The following is a 17695-nucleotide window of genomic DNA, read 5'->3' on the forward strand; positions in this document are numbered from 1 at the left end:
CTTCGGAGACATCAGGCAAGGATCCAATGGGGTCATTAACTCTTTACCTGTAAACTTCATTATCGCAAACAAGCATTCACTGCAGCTTGTGCATGAATCTCTGTCGTGTCGAAAAGATCGACCTCTGTATCTTCTTGTTTTACTAGCAAGCCAATTTCTGTGCAGCCCAGGATAACTGCCTCCGCACCTTCTGCTGCAAGTCGATCAATGACAAGTAAATATCCATCCTTCGCCTCAGCAGTGACTGTGCCTAGACAAAGTTCCTCGTAGATAACTCGGTGAATGAAGGAGCGGTCATTAGCATCGGGCACAATGACATCGAGCCCGTATTTATCTGTGAGACGCCCTTTATAAAAGTCCTGCTCCATTGTGAAAGCAGTTCCGAGCAAACCGACCTTTTGGATACCTCTGGATACCAGTGTTTCCGCTGTTGCATCTGCGATATGGATGAGCGGAATATTGATGCCGCTTTCAATTTGTGGCGCCACTTTGTGCATTGTGTTGGTGCAGATAAGTAAGAAATCAGCGCCTGCTGCTTCAACTCTCTGAGCAGCCTCTGTCAGAATTTCAGCTGTACCGTCCCAGTTACCCTCGTGCTGGAGTTTCTCAATCGGATCGAAGTCGACGCTATAAAGTGCAATTTGAGCGGAGTGAAGACCACCGAGTCTTTTCTTAACGCCTTCATTGATGGCTTTGTAGTAGCTAAGCGTACTTTCCCAGCTCATGCCGCCCAGTAGACCGATAGTGTTCATGTAAACCTCTCTGACATCTCTATCTCTTCAAGTAGTCATCCAATGCTGATAAGTGTGCACGGTATACGTCAGGTTTCTGGTTTTTAAAATTTTGTAGATTTAGTAACTTCCACTTGATGGCGGGGAATACCTGAAAATTGTAATGAGACCAGTCCGGCTCGAGTCGGTTAACACCCAGTAAGAACTCTCGATCAACATCATTCAGTAGTGATTTGACTCTGGCAATGAGCAGAGCTCGTGTCTCTTCGAAATCTGTATAAGAGAAAGTGACGTCACTCATGCCTCTGAATTGATTTTCATAAGCCGCACGTTGATCGCTCAAGCGAGGATTCAACATTTCATGAGTCGGGCGATTAGAGCAGAGCAGTCCGTAGATGATGCCTAATTTCACATTATCACCGATTCCCTCTTCATCACTGAGAAGGCGGACATCAAACAGATCCCTCGGGTGTTGGCGGTCTAATGCTGCACATATCTTTCCACCATAGAGTTGAGATAGAGGTACAACGGGTATAGCGCAAAACACATCGAACTCTTCTTGCGCCCTGTCACACAGCGGCATCCGGTTAGCTTCGTGGAGCAGTCCTCGTCCAATTGTGTTGACCTCAAGTTTGATCTTTACACCCTGATCATCGACTAAGAGCTTACAAACATCACTACGATGCTGAACCTTGATCGAACTACGCAAACCTTCGATTCGAGTTTTGATTCGCTCTAACCCCGCGTTAATGCCTTGCAGGGCGGTATTTCGATCGTCAAATCCAATATAAGTGAGATCGATATCTACGGACAACCGCGGCATATCCCGAATAAAAAGGTTGATAGCCGTGCCACCATGAAGCGCAAAGCTGGACTCTCTGGCAACCTCCGGGAGCACGTCTAACAGCAGCTTTACCTGGCGTTTGTAACCGTTATTCATTGGGCACGCTCCAGCTCTGGTGGAACTGTTATTTGGTATTTGGGGACATAGACGCCCTCGTTCACTAAGGCGCGCTTGCCCTTCCCAAGGTCGATCTTTTCGACGTTCAGATGGTTGAACCACTCGTGACCTGCTTTGTCAGCTAAGTATAAAAACAAGCGCTTCACTTTTACTGAGGTACAACTCTCCAATAATTCTTGAACACGGCTTGGACGCAGATTATTGAGCCCTTCCATTAGTTCATAAACTTCGAGCAGTGACTGTTCAGCGGGAGCCAAATATAGACATTCAAGGATGGCTCTCACAGCGGAAGATATTTTTACAGAGAAACCTTCATACGTATGTTCGATTAACCCTATGCTGGGCGGAAGAAAGTCAGAACGGGTGTATTGAGGTCGAACACCCCAGTCGTATTTCTGAAACCATGAGGGGAGTGTTTCTCCCACTCTGCCAAATAGACGCACCTCATCCAGGGCAAGTTCCAGATAGTGCGCCTTGCCCTGTAGGGTAAGCGCTGTTCGTCCGCCGGGATGAACGGATAAGTTTAGCTGCGTTTGTAGTGCGTAGATTGCGCCGAGATAGCTTACACAGTCATTGTGACGAACCAAGGCACCACGTCCGATCGAATCAAACCATCGGCTTTTCCGATACTGTTTCTGCAGATCAAGACTGTAGCCTTGTGTCGTCAGCCAGGCAGATGCGATCACAACCCCATCGGGTTGTGATGTCAGAAGTCGGTTTAATTTACTTCGATTATCGGTATTCATGATGCCAATATATTAAACAATGTAAACTAAAGCAAGAAGAAGGTTTAATATTATTTGATTATAGGTATTTAAAATACCTATATATTTGAAAATATAAACTCAAGTTCGGGTGCTAGGTGATACAAAAACGAACTAGACCATCTAGGTCATGGGTCTTTCTCAGTGCCACAGTTTTACCCATCTCAGCAGGTATAAGCTGCGACTCGATTAAACCAAAATACTCCATAAAACGATCGAAACTGCGCACGGTGTAGCAGCTTTCGAAACGAGCGTTCGCCTCTCGGTGATCACTGTCATCGATCTCCATCAAACCCATTGGGAAGGCCTCTAGAAACAGCTGCGTGTAGAACGATTCTGGTTTAGGATAATCACCGTACGACTGCACGAGAAAGAGTGTGTAGGCGAACCCTTGCTGGATAATAGGGACATCAGGGTAACCGTCAAAATAGCCCCAGTTGAAGCGCGAAGCTGCCAGTTTGAAAAGTTCAAGATAACAATGCCCCGCAGAGTGACCGATAAAGTCTCTGCCTTTTTTCGTCCAGTTAAACCGCCCTTTCGTTTTCTTTAAGTAGCCACCAATGCCCAACAGAAGTCGAACCAAAAGCAAGGGCATCAAATCTTCTTCGTTCCGAAACTTCTCGTAGCGATAGCGGCCACGCTCAGGTGTTTGCTCAAGCAGTTTGGCGGCTACTGGACGACAGATAGCCATTGGTAAATTTCCCTTTGTCGTGGCTTTCACACCATCCGTGGGGATGCCTTCAATCAGTTCGGTTAGCGCGATCATGACTGGAGAGTTCATCGGCGGCGAGATGGACTCGTTGAATACGATCGTACTGTCAGACGTAAACGGCTCGTACAACAAGTAACCCATTTGGCTGGCGGAGAAGCCGCAGAACTCCTGCAAGGGCACGTTGTTCTTGCCTTTCATGAATTCATCCGCTGACCGCTGCAGGTCATCTATCGAATTGTGAGATCGCGCGTTTAAATACGCTTCGAGGTCCTCATAGTCTGCTGCGTAATCCTTGATCGCACAGCAGTGGTGTTCAAACTTACCGCTACTGCAAGGGCACAAAACCCCGTTCACATTCTTCATAGCTACTTTGACCGCTCTTTATGCATATCAACTAAATCTAACCGACAGCCAGCTTTGCGGCTTGATGCCACATAAAGTTCGGCATCGGCTCTTTCAACCGCCAAGTAATATTCATTGGCTGCGAACCCGTATGTGACACGTATTCAACTTCCCCATAGTTAACAAATCCCATAGTGCGCCCTATCGCGTCTTTCGAGTTCTCACGCACAAAAAGGAACAGCCGCTTGCCGATCTCCCGGTGACGGATGTAATCGAGGCCACGCCCTCGATCGGGTCTTGCTGAGTTTTGTGACTGCCAATGGAATAACTCTTCATTTATGGCGTAATCATGGTACATCGTTGTGGGCGAAAACTGCTTTTCGTTCTTGTCGAGCGTGACGAACAAGAGCTCGATGTTCTCAGTTTGAATCACAAAGACGCCCTCTCGTGCGGGAGGCTGGCGCTCAAAGGTTGTTGCTCCAAAGGCGACTAAGATCTGCTCACGGGCATAACGCGCATGCAATCTCAACGGAACTATACTGAGTCCAGCTATCATGGGTTGCTGATGCTTTATTCTTGAAATCTGCCAATTCAGTACGTCGATTAATTCATTTCTTAGGGGATCAATATTCAATGCCCCTAAACTTTCTGAGAGTGTGCTGAATCCACTCTCTGGTCCTGTTTTTTGCCAGAAATCATAGTGGGCCATAAGCCCATGCCGGCCTGGGTCGTCTGGGAGTGTAAAACCGTTTTGACACAGCTGTTGCAAGTATTTTAAGTAGGCATGATCGTCGCACGTCAGAATACGATTGTGTATGGCTTTACGGAGCATACTCAGTTGGCTTGATTCCACATTTTCCGGAAAAGATTTGTCTTGTGCTTGCTGCACAAGATCAGTCCAGCAGCCGCGTTTGTATAGGTCAGCAAGGTCAATATGAGGGTTATGGATCAGGAAATTGCCAAGCGTTAACGGTAGAGAAGAATGCTGTGGGAATTGCCGAATCATTCCTAAAAGACGCTGTGTTGTGAGTGTGGCCTGACGAATATTGGTCAGAACCATTTCCTGAGTTCGTTTGCTTAGCTCTATACGGCAACCGAGTGGAGCATGTGGGAAGCCCTGTTTAATTTCGTCTGAAATCGCACTGCTACTTTTACCTACTAGGGCGCGGAACTTGTTTGCAAAATCATATTCAGGTCGAGAATTACCTACGAAGTCGAGCACAGTACAACAGTCCTTTCCATCCGAGAGTCGCAAACCTCGGCCCAGCTGTTGTAGGAAAATGGTCAAACTTTCGGTAGGTCGCAAAAATAGAAGCGTATCAATTTCGGGAATGTCGATACCCTCGTTAAATATATCAACTACGCAAAGAACGTTGATCGATCCCGATCGAATTGCCTGCTGCTTCTGTTGACGTTCATGGCTGTTATCACTGGTTAAGACATCAGCTTTGATGCCCTTTAGCAAAAACTGTTTCGCCATATAGTCAGCGTGATCTTTGCTAACACAGAATGCCAGCGCTCTCATGTTCCTGAGGTCAGTAATAATTTCCTGCAGACTCAGTAAAATTCTCGCGAATCGCGCATGATTATGGGTGTACAGGTTCGTTAGCTGCGCGATGTCGTAGCGTCCTCGACTCCAAGGAATCGTTCGAAGATCGGTATCATCATCGATGCCAAAGTATTGAAATGGACACAAGTGCCGGCGGTTAATGGCTTCTGGCAATCGAATTTCAGCGGCTATGACACCACAAAAATCTCCGAGGATATCACCACCATCGTGACGCTCGGGTGTGGCAGTAAGACCTAGTAAAATTGAAGGGGCGAAGTGTTCAAGTAGTGTTCGGTAACTCCCAGCTGAGATGTGATGTACCTCATCGACCACGATATAGTCATAGTAGTCAGAAGTGAGCTGTAAATTAGAAATTTGGTTGTTGAGGGTTTGGATCGACACGAACAACTGGCGATAGTGTTCCGGGGTGTGACCGCCGACCCATAACTCCCCGAAATTTCCGTTGCGCAGAACACCCCGATAGGCCCACCGCGCCTGCTTCAGTATTTCTTCTCTATGGGCAACAAACAAAAACTTGGCGTCTGGCTTTGATTTCAAGAATCTGTCGAAGTCAAAAGCTGAGATTAGAGTTTTGCCTGTCCCGGTTGCGGCAACTACCAGATTGCGATAGCGGTTGTGAATCTCGCGTTCAACCGTCAGTTGTTCCAATATGTCTCGCTGATGCGGAAACGGTGTTATATCGAAAAAATGATTCGGACTTGATTCTTCAGTACCACGTTCCCGACGCAGTGCTGTTTTAAGCTTTTGCACACTTTCAAGATCGCCGGTGAATATCTCGAATTCGTTAGAGGCCCAGTAGGTTTCAAACATACTCATCGATTTATGGATGATATGGGGTATTTCTTGAGAGGTGATTTTTAGGTTCCATTCAAGGCCATTGGTCAGCGCTGAGCGCGACAGGTTTGAAGACCCTATGTATCCAGTGTGAAAGCCAGTATTGCGTAGAAATAGATAGCTTTTTGCATGTAGGCGTTCTCGATCAGTGTTGTAGCTTAATTTGATCTTGGTATTTGGCAACCCAGCTAGATACTCAATTGCTTTAGCGTCTGTCGCGCCCATGTACGAAGTAGTTATGATGTTGAGCTCCCGACCGCTAGCAGTGAACGCCTCCAGCTCCTTACGGAAAATACGAATCCCAGCCCACTTGATGAACGAAACGAGCCAATAAATTTTATCGGCTGAAAGAATCTCTCTTTTCAATTCAGATTCTAGCGACAGCCCTGCATTACTGCCGCTGAACAGCTCACTTTGTGTAAGTCCAGTCACTGGGAATATGTCGTCAACATAGCTTCTCAAGTCCGCGGCAACAGGATTATCGAGTTCGTAAAGAGCAGTCAGGATCTTCCCTTGGCTTGCCAATAAATTATCATCTAAGAAACCATCATCCTGAATCTGCTTTTTTAGCCAAAGCAATAACTCATTTGATAGATTAATCTGCTGCTGGAGACGATCGTCACCCGAGGGCACCGCTTCAATCGCATATTCTAGTATCTGGCCCAGAAACCGCGACAACCACAGAGATGCTTCGTCTCCACTTAGAGTGCGTTCACCTACGTAGTAATGATCTCTATCTAGACGACTGGAGACCAATTGAGTAATTAACTGTTCATAAATACCAACTTGCTGCATTGTGTCATTCATAGGTGAGTCCAAATTTTGATAAGCTGACTTGATCTTATAATATCGATTAGAGATTTTTTTAGTACACAGTACCTATTGGCCACCTAATTAAAAGCCACGCTTCAATCAGCATCCACTCCAGATTCAAATCAAATAAGCCTCAAAAGCTCTTTATTACAATGGCACAAACCAATATACTGTATAAATATACACATTAGAGCTTATGTATGATTAAAGTAAAACCACATAGCTACATCGAGTCCCTTAGGTCTTACGCGGAACAGTGGACGCCTGAACAGCTTCGCGAAGCGATCAGAGACGAGAAAGTCATTATGGCTAAGGAAAGTTTGACTGATGTTGCAAGAGAACATAGCCAAACAATCCTTGAACTCTACGAGGAGGTCCTTGCAAAAAAGAGTATTGGCCGAGACTTTATGTAAGGTTGTGGTGGTGATTGTTACTCACTCGCCTCTTTAAAAAAGCGCTCAATATCGTCTCTTAGAACCCTGCCTATGGGTCGACCCTTTCTAGAGACAAGCAACTCATCTTGGCCACTCGATTGCATCAACTCCATCGCTTGTAACAGGGTCGCTTTGGATTCAATCACTACTTGTTCATCTGTAGCAAAATCGGCATTACTTTCACTCAGCTGAATCATTAACTCTTTAACGCTGTGGCTGGTCATGACGCGTCTGTAGATTTGAGTATTTCGACTTAAGCCTTGAAGCAACAGCAGTCGTTCAAAGATCGAGGGGCGATTGAACAGCGATCGCATGATCAGGTCTGAGAGTACGATTACCGTGAGGGCTAGCGTTAGGGTGTGGACATTGCCGCTGAGTTCAAATACGGCCAGTAGAGCTGCCAGTGGTGCATGTATGACCGCTGATAACATCGCAGCCATTGCGATCAGCGATAGGCTGGCCTGATCAATCTCAAAATCGGTGCCGATTAATTGATAACCAAGGATAGAACCGATCAACGCGCCTAAGGTAAGCGAGGGCCCTATCATTCCTCCAGGTATGCCTAGGCCGATTACCAGAGGCGGTATAAATAGGTAGAAGAGGAGTAATAGAAAAAGGGCTTGTTCCGCATAGGCTTGATCAAGGGTACCCAGCATCACTGCGTGTACTGGGGTGAACAGGATCGGTTCATATGCAACCAACGCACCGACTAACAGACCCGAAAAGATCAATTTCGCTGGCCAATATTGCCCACGCTGTTTTGCTAATCGCGTGACGATCTCGTGGAACAGAAACGCCGCGACACCGATGAGTACTGCCAACAGTACTAGAACCGGCAGGTGAGCAAACAGGTCACTGCTTTTCAGGCTGTGGCCCAACAGCTCCGGGGAACCAAATAGGGCTCTGGAGATGGCATCAGCACTGATGGAGGCGACAATAATGGCGGTAAAACCGACCAAGCTGTATTCAAGAAGAATAACCTCCATCGCAAACAGAACACCGGCTAACGGGGTATTAAAGAGCGCAGCAATGGCGGCTGCAGAACCACAGCCTATCAGCAGCCTTTGATAACTGTTGGAGACCCCGACTTTGGTGCCCAACCAACTACTGAACGCCGCACCAATATGAACCCCAGGCCCTTCACGACCTACTGGTTGTCCGGTGCCTATAGCCAAGGTCGCACCCACGATCTGATTCAATAAGTTTTTAAAGGGTAAGGCGCCATGTTGGTAAGAGAGGTGCTCAAAAAGATGCGGTATGCCCACTCGGCGACTGTCTTTAGATTGACCACTCCAAAAGAGCCATAAGAGCACAGAACCCGTTACAGGCAGAGCAAAAAGAACCCAAGGATCAGATGTCGACAACCCAAGCCCGCTAACCAGTTCAGTCGGTAGCGTAATGAGCCAACGGAACAGCCCCATCACCAAAGCGGTGACGACGCCGACGGCGATACCTAATAGCACAAGCTGAGGTAACTTATTAAACGACGCACTACTTGAGTTAGGTGTCGTATCTGACGGCTTTGAAGACATGTCGCTAGGCCAATAGTCATGAATGAATAGACCAAATTTTATCACATTCATTTTACAGACACTCTGGCCCTGAATGCCTTAGTCACTTATCCTTATCAAAGTTAACTCTGGGAGCTTTCATGCAAAACGAATTGGATACCCGCCGTAAAGAGGCCGAAAAAGTCACACTCATTGGTTCAGCCGTCGACCTCTTTTTAGGGGTGACTAAAATTGTGGTTGGTTTTTTTGCCAACTCGGCTGCCCTGATTGCTGACGGTGTTCATTCGCTCTCAGATCTTGCCACCGATTTTATGGTGATTGCGGTTCTACGCATTTCTCATCAAGAACCCGACGAAGATCACCCTTGGGGGCATGGTCGTTTTGAGACGGTGGGTACCACGGCGCTGGGTGTTGTCTTGATTCTGGTGGGTCTTGGTATGGCCTACGAGTTAATCAGCAATCTATTCTCAGGTGTCCCTGCCGAGGTGCCTACCTGGCCGGCTCTGGTTGTTGCTGCTATCTCAATCATCTCTAAGGAGTGGATCTTCCGTTATAGCCTTGCGGTGGGCAAGCGCCTTAAATCGGATCTATTGATTGCGAACGCCTGGCACTCTCGTACCGATGCACTGTCATCGATTGTGGTGTTTGTTGCACTCATTGGGGCCATGCTCGGCTGGGTTTGGCTTGATGCTGTTGCGGCAGTATTGGTAGCGGGCCTAGTCACTAAGATCGGTTGGGGACTGGTTAAACGCAGTCTTACGGAGTTGGTTGATACTGCCCTACCCGAAAAGCAAGCGGCCGAGTTTCGTGCCGTTGTGAATGAGGTTGAAGGCATCATTAACGTTCACGACTTCAAATCGCGTCCTATGGGAAGCCAGATCATTCTAGAGATGCACCTTCAGGTTGCTCCGCATTTAAGCGCCAGCGAAGGCCACTATTTAGGGGACCAAGCTGTCTGCGCGTTAACCGAAGCGTTTCCGGAGATCAGCCAAGTGATCTTCCACATCGATACTTACAATGATGAGCATTTAGATGAGTTGAGCTGCCCGATCATGCCGACTCGTGGCACCATTCGAGAAGCGGTTGATGCTGCATTGAACGATGCCGTTGGCAGTAGCAGTGGTTATCAGCTGCAGCTCTACTATTCGCCGAAGAAGGTTGATTTAGAGATTCGTCTACTACCGGCTATGCAGCCGTTGTTGGATGAGAAATCACTGACGCCCAGCCAGTTGAAGCAGGCGCTTAAAGAGACGTTAAGCAAACACAGTTGGCTTCACCATCTAGAGGTGTTGGTGGTTGCACAATAAGAAGTAACACACTGGTATCGGCCATTAAACACACCGATACCAGTGGCTTTAATGGTTAACGGGTTTTCTGCCTCATTGTTACAAACTCTTCAGCAGCCGTTGGGTGAATGCCGATCGTTCGATCGAAATCACGTTTAGTCGCGCCAGCGATCACTGCAACAGCAAGACCTTGCAAGATTTCTCCAGCATCCGCACCGACCATATGAATGCCCACGATTTTATCAGTGGCAGACTCCACGATCAGTTTCATCAGTGTGCGCTCTTCACTACCCGAGATGGTGTGGCGCATCGCTCTGAAATCAGAAACGTAAACATCCACGCTGTCAAAGCGTTCACGCGCCTGCTCTTCCGTTAGTCCCAAAGTACCAATATTGGGCTGGCAGAAGACCGCCGTTGGGATTAACTCATAGTTAGGCAGTTCGCCCTCACCGCTGCCATAGAGGTGATCAACCAACGACATCGCCTCAGCGAGCGCGACAGGCGTTAACTGAACACGATCGATCACATCACCTAAGGCGTAAATTGATGGCACTGAGCTTTGGAAACGATCGTTAACCTCAATGGCACCTTTGTTATTCATCGCTACGCCTGCTGATTCGAGCCCAAGGTTGGCCGTTTTAGGCACACGACCTGTGGCGTACAGAATCTGATCAACAACACGGACTTCACCGTTAGACAGGGTCACATCGAGTGCACCATCAGAACGTTTCTCAATGCTGGCGACATCGGTATTAAAGCTTAATTTAATGCCTTTGCGAGCCACTTCAGTTGCCGTGAACTCGCGCACCTCTTGGTCAAAGCCACGCAAGAATAGATCGCCTCGGTAGACCAGTTCCGTTTGTGCTTGCAGACCTGCAAAAATACCGGCGAACTCAATGGCAATGTAACCGCCACCGACCACCATGACGCGCTGTGGGAAGCTGTCTAGATCAAAGACTTCGTTTGATGTGATGGCGTGCTCTTTACCAGGAATATCGGGCACAAACGGCCAACCACCAACTGCCACTAAAATACGCTCAGCCGTTATTGTCTCACCATTCACGCTGACTGAATTAGGGCCTGTCACCGTCGCACGTCCATTGATACGGGTACAACCCGAGTTATCCAACAATTTACCGTAGATACCATTGAGGCGAGCGATCTCGTGCTTTTTGTTATCACGCAGCGTCGCCCAATCAAAGCTGACTGAGTCTGCATTGACACCAAAGCCGCGCCCCTCTTCGATCTCTTGCATGTACTCCGATGCATAGACATAGAGTTTTTTAGGCACACAACCAACGTTGACACAGGTACCCCCCAAATGGAGGTCCTCTGCCACGGCCACTTTAACCCCTTTCGCCGCCGCCATACGCGCCGCACGCACACCACCAGACCCTGCACCAATAACAAAAAGATCGTAATCGTAACCGCTCATGCTCTACCTATCTGAGATCATTAATATTCAATCATTTAAGCTTACCCTGTGTGAGAGGCTGCATCCAATTAAGAAGCGCAAATGATGTGATTGAGTAGGGCTATTGGCACCGGTGTCTGGCCTTCAGCCTGACATCCACTATCTCAGCGTTTTCCAGGTAAGTAGTAAAGCATACTTGCGGATGACAGGCTGAAGCCAGTCACCGAAAAGATCGCCTCATCTTTGATAAGGCTCCAACAATAATTGGGTTATTCTTTTAACCCTCCCCCATTTTCGGTAGCATCCAAGCCACTAGACTTTGGAGGTTGTTATGTTTGTTGTCTCGTTTAATACCAATGGCATTCGTGCGCGTTTTCATCAGTTGCAGGCTTTGGTGGATAGCCACTCGCCCGATGTCATCGGTATTCAAGAGACCAAGGTGCATGATGATCAGTTCCCGATTGAAGAGATGGAGAAGCTGGGTTACCACGCCTATTTCCATGGTCAAAAGACCCACTACGGGGTTTGCCTTCTCTCCAAAGAGCCGGCTTTATCGATTCAAAAAGGGTTTGTCACCGATGATGAGGATGCTCAACGTCGCATGATCATCGGGGATTTCAAAACAGCCAAGGGCGAGACACTGCGTGTTATTAACGGCTATTTCCCACAGGGTGAAAACATAGCTCACGAGACAAAATACCCTGCTAAACGCAAATTCTACGCGGATCTCAGTGACTACCTACAAAATGATAATGACCCCAACAGCAATCTACTTGTGATGGGGGATTTGAACATCTCTGCGACCGATAAGGATATCGGCATTGGTGAACCCAACCGTCTTCGCTGGCTTAAAACCGGTAAAACCAGCTTCCAACCCGAAGAGCGTGAGTGGTTACAGCGCCTGTATGACTGGGGACTGGTTGACTCATTCCGTGAACAGCATCCAGAGACCAACGATCTGTTTAGTTGGTTCGATTACCGCAGTCGCGGGTTTGAGGACACGCCTAAACGGGGTCTGCGTATCGATGCGATCATGCCGACCAAACCTCTAATGCAAAAGTGCGTGGAGACCGGCATCGATCTTGATATTCGCGGTATGGAAAAACCCTCTGACCATGCACCAGTCTGGGCTAAGTTCGATCTTTAAATACTTTATTGATCGTGAATAACCAAAATATCGGACTCTATTCTATTTAAAAGACGTGCGGTGGTGCTGCCCATTAAGAAGCGCTCCACCCACCCTTTTTCGGGTGCGCCCAGAATCAACAGATCGATCTTCTCTTGCTGACAGAACTCAGGCAATTTTTCATCCGCATCCCCCACAATCAATTTAAGCAGTGGCGAACCCAATGGACGGTTTAGAGGTTCAATCAACGATTCAATTCTTTGACGATGCTCCTCACCCACCTGTTTTTGAAGCGACTCAAAATCTTCCACTAAATGCTCATCATAGATGACGCTCTGTGGAAGTGTTTGAAAACAGTGAACGACATGAAGCTCAGCTGACAGCCGTTGTGCAAACTGATCAGCCACCTCAAGCAGTTGCTTCTCCAACCTGTGATTGCGACTATCCAGATGGAACGGATCAATGGCTACGGCAATCCTTGGGTGGGCCTGCCAGGGTTGATCATTGGCTAGCAGAACCGGTTCATGGAGACGACGCACCAACTCTTGCTCATCGCCACCGATTAGCCAATCCAACAGATCATGTTTTCTGACACGGGGTACCACCATCAAGTCAGGCTGGTAACGATCTGACTCTTCTAGTGCCGCTTTAAGAAAGCTAGGGTGCCAACGAATATCAGCCGCTACATCCTGTGGTAGGTCTAACTCTTCGATGTGCCGCTCAGCTTGGTTGAGCCTGTGCGTCACATAGAGTGCCAATGCATCCTCTTGTGATGGTTGATCTTCCGCCGTCGCCGTTTCAAACGCAGCGTTATAGACCGACTGAAACCACTCAATATGAGACGACTCTGCACAGAGTGCCGACGCTTTTAACAGTGGCTGCGGGGAGTAGTGTGACTCTTCATTGGTGACCAGGACTCGTTGGAACATAAGTACTCTCCTACCCTCTACTATGTGATTAATTGCAGTATAGCGTTAACTGTCGAAATGAGCCTGACTCAGCGCAATTAAGGGCGATTAAACGATGCGATAGGATAATAAAAATTTACAAACACCCATCAAGTCGTTATATTCAAAACTGCTAATTAAGCAAATTCACATCCCTTTGGGGACCGATCATTACCGAGTTCAACTATGACAGATACACAACGCCTACCCGCAGACACATTAGAGCTAATGCGTGAAAACTCAAAAGAGGCCGCGCGTTTGATGAAGGCACTCGCAAACGGTAGTCGATTAATGATTCTTTGCTACTTGGAAGGTAAAGAGCTCTCTGTCACCGAGCTAAACGAGCATCTGGATCTAAGCCAGTCCGCCCTGTCACAACACCTAGCAGTGCTGCGTCGTGATGGCCTAGTTAAAACTCGTCGCGATTCGCAAACGATTTACTACTCACTTGAAGGCGATCGTGCACAACGAATTATCAGTACTCTGCACGGCATGTACTGCGGCATTTAAATCAATAGCATGTACAACAGGCTGCCCAGCGCAATGCTGAGCAGTGCATTTTTGCTCAACCACTGAGTCACGGCCACCAGCATTAAGCTCCCCAGACTGATTACCCACTGTTGATTGGCCATCGGCAGATCAGAGACCGCATACACCACCAACAGCACCATCAAAACCGGTGGCAGATAGCGACCCAGATACTCCAGTAGTGGGTGCTGACTGTGACGCGATAAAAAGAGAAACGGTAGCGCACGTGTTGCCACTGTTGCCAACGCTGCTAACGCTATAAAGCTGATCAGATAGAGTGACTGGTCCATCGCTGCCTCAAGTAGTTAATTAACATTAGAACCAGTGCGGTAGTGATCGATAGCAACAGCATCTGATCTTGCCAAAGCCAAATGGCGATCAGCCCAATCAAACAGGCTATCAACATCAAACCCGCCGCTCTATGCGTTCGATACTGTTCAACGGCCAGTACCACGAACAGTGCTGGCAGCACTATCTCCAAACCTAAATCGGGCAGTGTCAGTTGAGCACCCAATAGAGCACCAATCAATGTACCGAAAACCCAGTAGCTCTGATTGATGCCTGCCAAGCGCCAATAATCTTGCTGCTGCAGGCCGCTCTCTTTTGGCAGCCCGGTTATCAGTGAGAAGGTCTCATCGGTCAATGCAAAGACCATGTAGGCCTTACGCCACCCAGTAAGCTTTAGCGAAGATAGCAGAGTCAGGCCATAGAAGATGTGCCGACTGTTCAGGAGGAAAACAGCCACAAACACTTCTAACAGCCCTGCATGATTGGCAATCAAACCCACCGATAAAAACTGGGCAGAGCCGGCAAACACAATGACGCTGAATGCAACGGCCCAATACCAATCCAATCCCAACTCGGTGACAAACAGCACGCCGAAGGCCATCCCAAGTGGAAGGTAGCCAAATAGAACCGGCAATGAGAGTCTAAAAAGATGCATGCATTCACTTCTCGTAAAAAAGCGATCCTCGCTCAGGCTCTTGATCAGGTCAACTTTATAGATAGTTAAAATATCGATTTTTATTGAAATCAAATTGAAAAAATTAATTTTCTCAAAATTCTAAGCATGAACTATATTCCGCATTAACGGTAACCCTCGACCGTGACTAGCGTCAGAACTGAGCGATCAATTTTATAGAGTGAGATTAAGAGATGGGCAGCAAAGTCCGTGTCGATGAAAAGATCGAAGACCTCGACGATTGGAATGATCAATTCGAAGAGCAAGAGAGCCAACGTAACCGATCCAGATACAATGCTAAGCGCAGACGTCAGATCGAAGATATTATGGAGGATCGCGTTCTCGCCAGTCAGTTACGTGACGCTTACGACGAACTTTACTAGGCTCCCCGTACCACCTAAGTCTTAATAAAAAAGGTTGTGGTCAAAGTTTAACTTTGTTTATATGGAGTTGACTGAAGTTGACCTTAATTATTGAGGGCAAGTTCGGCACACCCGACCGGTGGCAGTATCAATAGCTGACACCGGTCGACCTCTTCTTCTTTCCCTACTTCGCTTCTGATACTATCTCAGCTCAAATTTATCCATTTGTAAGGTTTCGTTATGAGTAAGTTTTGGAGCCCGCAGATCCATGATCTCGTTCCTTATACACCCGGTGAACAACCTAAGGTTGCCAACTTAGTTAAACTCAACACCAATGAGAATCCTTACCCCCCTGCTCATGGGGTTCAGGAAGTGTTAACCGCGTTTGAGACCGATCGTTTACGCCTCTATCCAGACCCTGAGTCTTCTGCGCTCATCAATGAGCTTTCAACCACTCTGGGTGTGCCTAACGAAAATCTATTTGTCGGTAATGGCTCAGACGAAGTGTTGGCTCATGCGTTTATGGCTTTCTTCCGTCAAGAGAAGCCACTGGTTAAACCAGACATCACTTACAGCTTCTACGATGTTTATGCTGATCTATATGGAATTGAGATTAAGAATCAAAAACTTAATGATGATTTCTCAATCTCTTTAGAGGATTACCCACTGGATAATGGCGGTATCATTTTTGCCAACCCGAATGCTCCTACTGGGTTAGCTCTGCCGTTAGATCAGATCAAAAACCTACTCGATCGCAACACTGAAACGGTAGTATTGGTGGATGAAGCGTACGTCGATTTTGGTGGCGAATCGGCCATTGAGCTAGTGAATCAATACCCTAACCTAGTAGTGACACAGACCTTCTCTAAGTCGCGCTCACTTGCTGGTTTGCGCATTGGTTATGCCGTCGCACAACCCCATCTGATCGACGGTTTAAATCGAGTTAAAAACTCATTCAACAGCTACCCTATGGATATGCTCGCGATCGCTGCTGGTGTTGCCTCATTGAAAGACAGCGCCTACTTCAAGGAGATGTGTGACAAAATCATCGCAACGCGCGAGACCACTCGTGATCGCCTTGAAAAGCTAGGTTTCAACATACTTCCATCAGCAACCAACTTCCTCTTTGCCGAGCACCGGTTTATTGAGGGGAGTGAGTTGATGGGCTATTTACGTACTAAAGGGGTGTTAGTTCGCCACTTCAGTCGCCCTGAGATCGCGAACTTCCTTCGCATCACCATTGGTACCGATGCTGAGATGGATGCATTGATCGACGCACTCAAATCGCACCCTGATATGGTCGAGCTAGACGCTTGAACCAATCAATAGCGTCACAACAGGACTCACACAAAGAGTATCGACAAGGACTCTTCCAAGGCACCCTAGCCTATCTAATCTGGGGTTGCTTTGGACTCTACTTCACCCTACTCGCCGAGGTACCCGCCGACGAGGTGTTAGCACACCGTATTGTCTGGTGTGTGCTCTTTGTTGGCTTGCTGATTCTTCTACAGAAAAAAATCCGTTCCACCTGGACGATGTTAACATCCAAGAAGACGCTGTTCTGGTTAACCATTTCATCACTGCTAATCAGTGGTAACTGGTGGATCTATATCTGGGCGGTAGGCAGTGGCCAAGTGATCGCGGCCAGTCTGGGGTATTTTCTGTCACCTTTGGTTGCGGTGTTGTTGGGGCTGATCTTTTTTAAAGAGCAACTCAATAGGCTACAAAAAACATCGGTCTTTTTTGCCTCTGTCGGGGTCTTATGGCAGATAGTCGCCATTGGCGAGTTCCCATGGATCGCTGTTAGCCTCTCGCTGCTGTTCGGCTTTTACGGCGTCGTGCGTAAGCAGATAGCGGTCGATTCAGTCAGCGGATTGTTGATTGAGACCCTAATCATGTTGCCGATCGCTCTGATCTACCTAAGCTTGCTAGCCACCCAGGGTGTTGATCATTTCGGAGCATTCACTTGGGAGTTAATCGGTGCCGGCGTCATGACCGCTGTTCCACTGATGCTGTTTGCCTCTGCCGCCAGAAAGCTTCCGTTAGGTACCGTAGGCTTCCTAAACTACATCGCCCCGATCATGCAGTTCCTTAGCGCTGTGTTCATTTTGAACGAAGCCTTCGGCATCGATCGTTTTATCAGCTTTGCTTTTATTTGGGTGGGGCTGATTGTGTTCAGTGTCGATCTATTTCGTAAGGCTAAGGCAAACGGTTAACAGCGGTGTCAGACCTTAGGTCAGACACCAGAGTGTTAAACTGGCTACGCAGCTGCGGGTCTAATGGGATGGTCCGTCCCGCTTCTTAAACGGCATCACAATGTGCCAGGATATTAGTTACCACACTTTTATCCAAAGGAGACGGACCATGACGCAGACTATAACAAACGCAGAAGTACATAC

Annotated in this window: 17 protein-coding genes; 7 read left to right on the forward strand and 10 right to left on the reverse strand. The window is 47.7% G+C overall.

Features of this window, described 5'->3' with window-relative positions:
* Positions 1-59: 59 nt before the first annotated feature.
* From XMM312_RS06975 to XMM312_RS06995, 5 genes are all read right to left on the reverse strand, one after another.
* Positions 60-752: an aspartate/glutamate racemase family protein gene (locus tag XMM312_RS06975; RefSeq protein ID WP_173482313.1), complete on the reverse strand. Its 693-nt coding sequence runs from the start codon at positions 750-752 to the stop codon at positions 60-62.
* A gap of 19 nt (positions 753-771) precedes the next feature.
* Entirely contained in the window at positions 772-1671 is a 900-nt protein-coding gene (locus XMM312_RS06980; RefSeq protein ID WP_173482312.1) for a nucleotidyl transferase AbiEii/AbiGii toxin family protein, read from the reverse strand.
* Positions 1668-2438 carry a type IV toxin-antitoxin system AbiEi family antitoxin gene (locus tag XMM312_RS06985; RefSeq protein WP_173481488.1) on the reverse strand — a complete coding sequence of 257 codons (771 nt, stop codon included), beginning with the start codon at positions 2436-2438 and terminating at the stop codon, positions 1668-1670. Before XMM312_RS06985 ends, XMM312_RS06980 begins: the two co-directional genes overlap by 4 nt.
* A gap of 112 nt (positions 2439-2550) precedes the next feature.
* On the reverse strand, positions 2551-3366 hold the full coding sequence (locus tag XMM312_RS06990) for a hypothetical protein (protein WP_173488944.1): 816 nt from the start codon (positions 3364-3366) through the stop codon (positions 2551-2553).
* A 202-nt stretch (positions 3367-3568) separates the two neighbouring features.
* Positions 3569-6721 (reverse strand): DUF3427 domain-containing protein, encoded by a 3153-nt coding sequence (locus tag XMM312_RS06995; RefSeq protein WP_217363890.1) that lies wholly within the window; start codon positions 6719-6721, stop codon positions 3569-3571.
* Between the two features lie 206 nt (positions 6722-6927).
* Here XMM312_RS06995 and XMM312_RS07000 point away from each other — a divergent pair, with 206 nt between their 5' ends.
* Complete coding sequence (locus XMM312_RS07000; protein ID WP_173481490.1) at positions 6928-7140, forward strand: hypothetical protein; 213 nt, start codon at positions 6928-6930, stop codon at positions 7138-7140.
* A 17-nt stretch (positions 7141-7157) separates the two neighbouring features.
* On the opposite strand, the gene XMM312_RS07005 is transcribed toward XMM312_RS07000, so the two are convergent.
* The gene (locus XMM312_RS07005) at positions 7158-8744 is read right to left on the reverse strand and encodes a chloride channel protein (RefSeq protein WP_173488945.1); all 1587 of its coding nucleotides are present in this window, start codon (positions 8742-8744) and stop codon (positions 7158-7160) included.
* Positions 8745-8812: 68 nt separating this feature from the next.
* Here XMM312_RS07005 and XMM312_RS07010 point away from each other — a divergent pair, with 68 nt between their 5' ends.
* The gene (locus tag XMM312_RS07010; RefSeq protein WP_173488946.1) at positions 8813-9979 is read left to right on the forward strand and encodes a cation diffusion facilitator family transporter; all 1167 of its coding nucleotides are present in this window, start codon (positions 8813-8815) and stop codon (positions 9977-9979) included.
* A 55-nt stretch (positions 9980-10034) separates the two neighbouring features.
* Here the strand turns inward: XMM312_RS07010 and gorA are convergent, their stop codons facing one another.
* Positions 10035-11393 (reverse strand): glutathione-disulfide reductase, encoded by a 1359-nt coding sequence (gorA, locus tag XMM312_RS07015; protein ID WP_173488947.1) that lies wholly within the window; start codon positions 11391-11393, stop codon positions 10035-10037.
* Positions 11394-11703: 310 nt separating this feature from the next.
* Between gorA and xthA the strand changes: the two genes are divergently transcribed.
* The gene (gene xthA, locus XMM312_RS07020) at positions 11704-12519 is read left to right on the forward strand and encodes an exodeoxyribonuclease III (RefSeq protein ID WP_173488948.1); all 816 of its coding nucleotides are present in this window, start codon (positions 11704-11706) and stop codon (positions 12517-12519) included.
* 5 nt (positions 12520-12524) lie between these two features.
* Here the strand turns inward: xthA and XMM312_RS07025 are convergent, their stop codons facing one another.
* Entirely contained in the window at positions 12525-13427 is a 903-nt protein-coding gene (locus tag XMM312_RS07025) for a universal stress protein (protein WP_173488949.1), read from the reverse strand.
* 204 nt (positions 13428-13631) lie between these two features.
* Here XMM312_RS07025 and XMM312_RS07030 point away from each other — a divergent pair, with 204 nt between their 5' ends.
* Positions 13632-13955, forward strand: coding sequence for a metalloregulator ArsR/SmtB family transcription factor (locus XMM312_RS07030; protein WP_254442871.1), 324 nt, complete (start codon positions 13632-13634; stop codon positions 13953-13955).
* Here the strand turns inward: XMM312_RS07030 and XMM312_RS07035 are convergent.
* Both XMM312_RS07035 and XMM312_RS07040 read right to left on the reverse strand, forming a co-directional pair.
* Entirely contained in the window at positions 13952-14263 is a 312-nt protein-coding gene (locus tag XMM312_RS07035; RefSeq protein ID WP_173488950.1) for a branched-chain amino acid transporter permease, read from the reverse strand. The two genes, XMM312_RS07030 and XMM312_RS07035, sit on opposite strands and share 4 nt — an antisense overlap.
* A complete protein-coding gene (locus XMM312_RS07040) occupies positions 14242-14916 on the reverse strand; it encodes an AzlC family ABC transporter permease (protein ID WP_173484244.1) in 675 nt (224 codons plus the stop codon). Before XMM312_RS07040 ends, XMM312_RS07035 begins: the two co-directional genes overlap by 22 nt.
* A 212-nt stretch (positions 14917-15128) precedes the next feature.
* Between XMM312_RS07040 and XMM312_RS07045 the strand changes: the two genes are divergently transcribed.
* The 3 genes from XMM312_RS07045 to rarD all read left to right on the forward strand — a co-directional run bounded on the left by XMM312_RS07045 (position 15129) and on the right by rarD (position 17512).
* A complete protein-coding gene (locus tag XMM312_RS07045) occupies positions 15129-15317 on the forward strand; it encodes a PA3496 family putative envelope integrity protein (RefSeq protein WP_173482303.1) in 189 nt (62 codons plus the stop codon).
* Positions 15318-15536: 219 nt separating this feature from the next.
* Positions 15537-16613 carry a histidinol-phosphate transaminase gene (gene hisC / locus XMM312_RS07050; protein ID WP_173488951.1) on the forward strand — a complete coding sequence of 359 codons (1077 nt, stop codon included), beginning with the start codon at positions 15537-15539 and terminating at the stop codon, positions 16611-16613.
* Complete coding sequence (rarD, locus tag XMM312_RS07055) at positions 16610-17512, forward strand: EamA family transporter RarD (protein WP_173488952.1); 903 nt, start codon at positions 16610-16612, stop codon at positions 17510-17512. The genes hisC and rarD overlap by 4 nt, the downstream gene beginning before the upstream one ends.
* Positions 17513-17695: the final 183 nt, after the last annotated feature.

The sequence above is a fragment of the Marinobacterium sp. xm-m-312 genome (genome assembly GCF_013283295.1).
Classification (GTDB): Bacteria; Pseudomonadota; Gammaproteobacteria; order Pseudomonadales; family Balneatricaceae; genus Marinobacterium_E.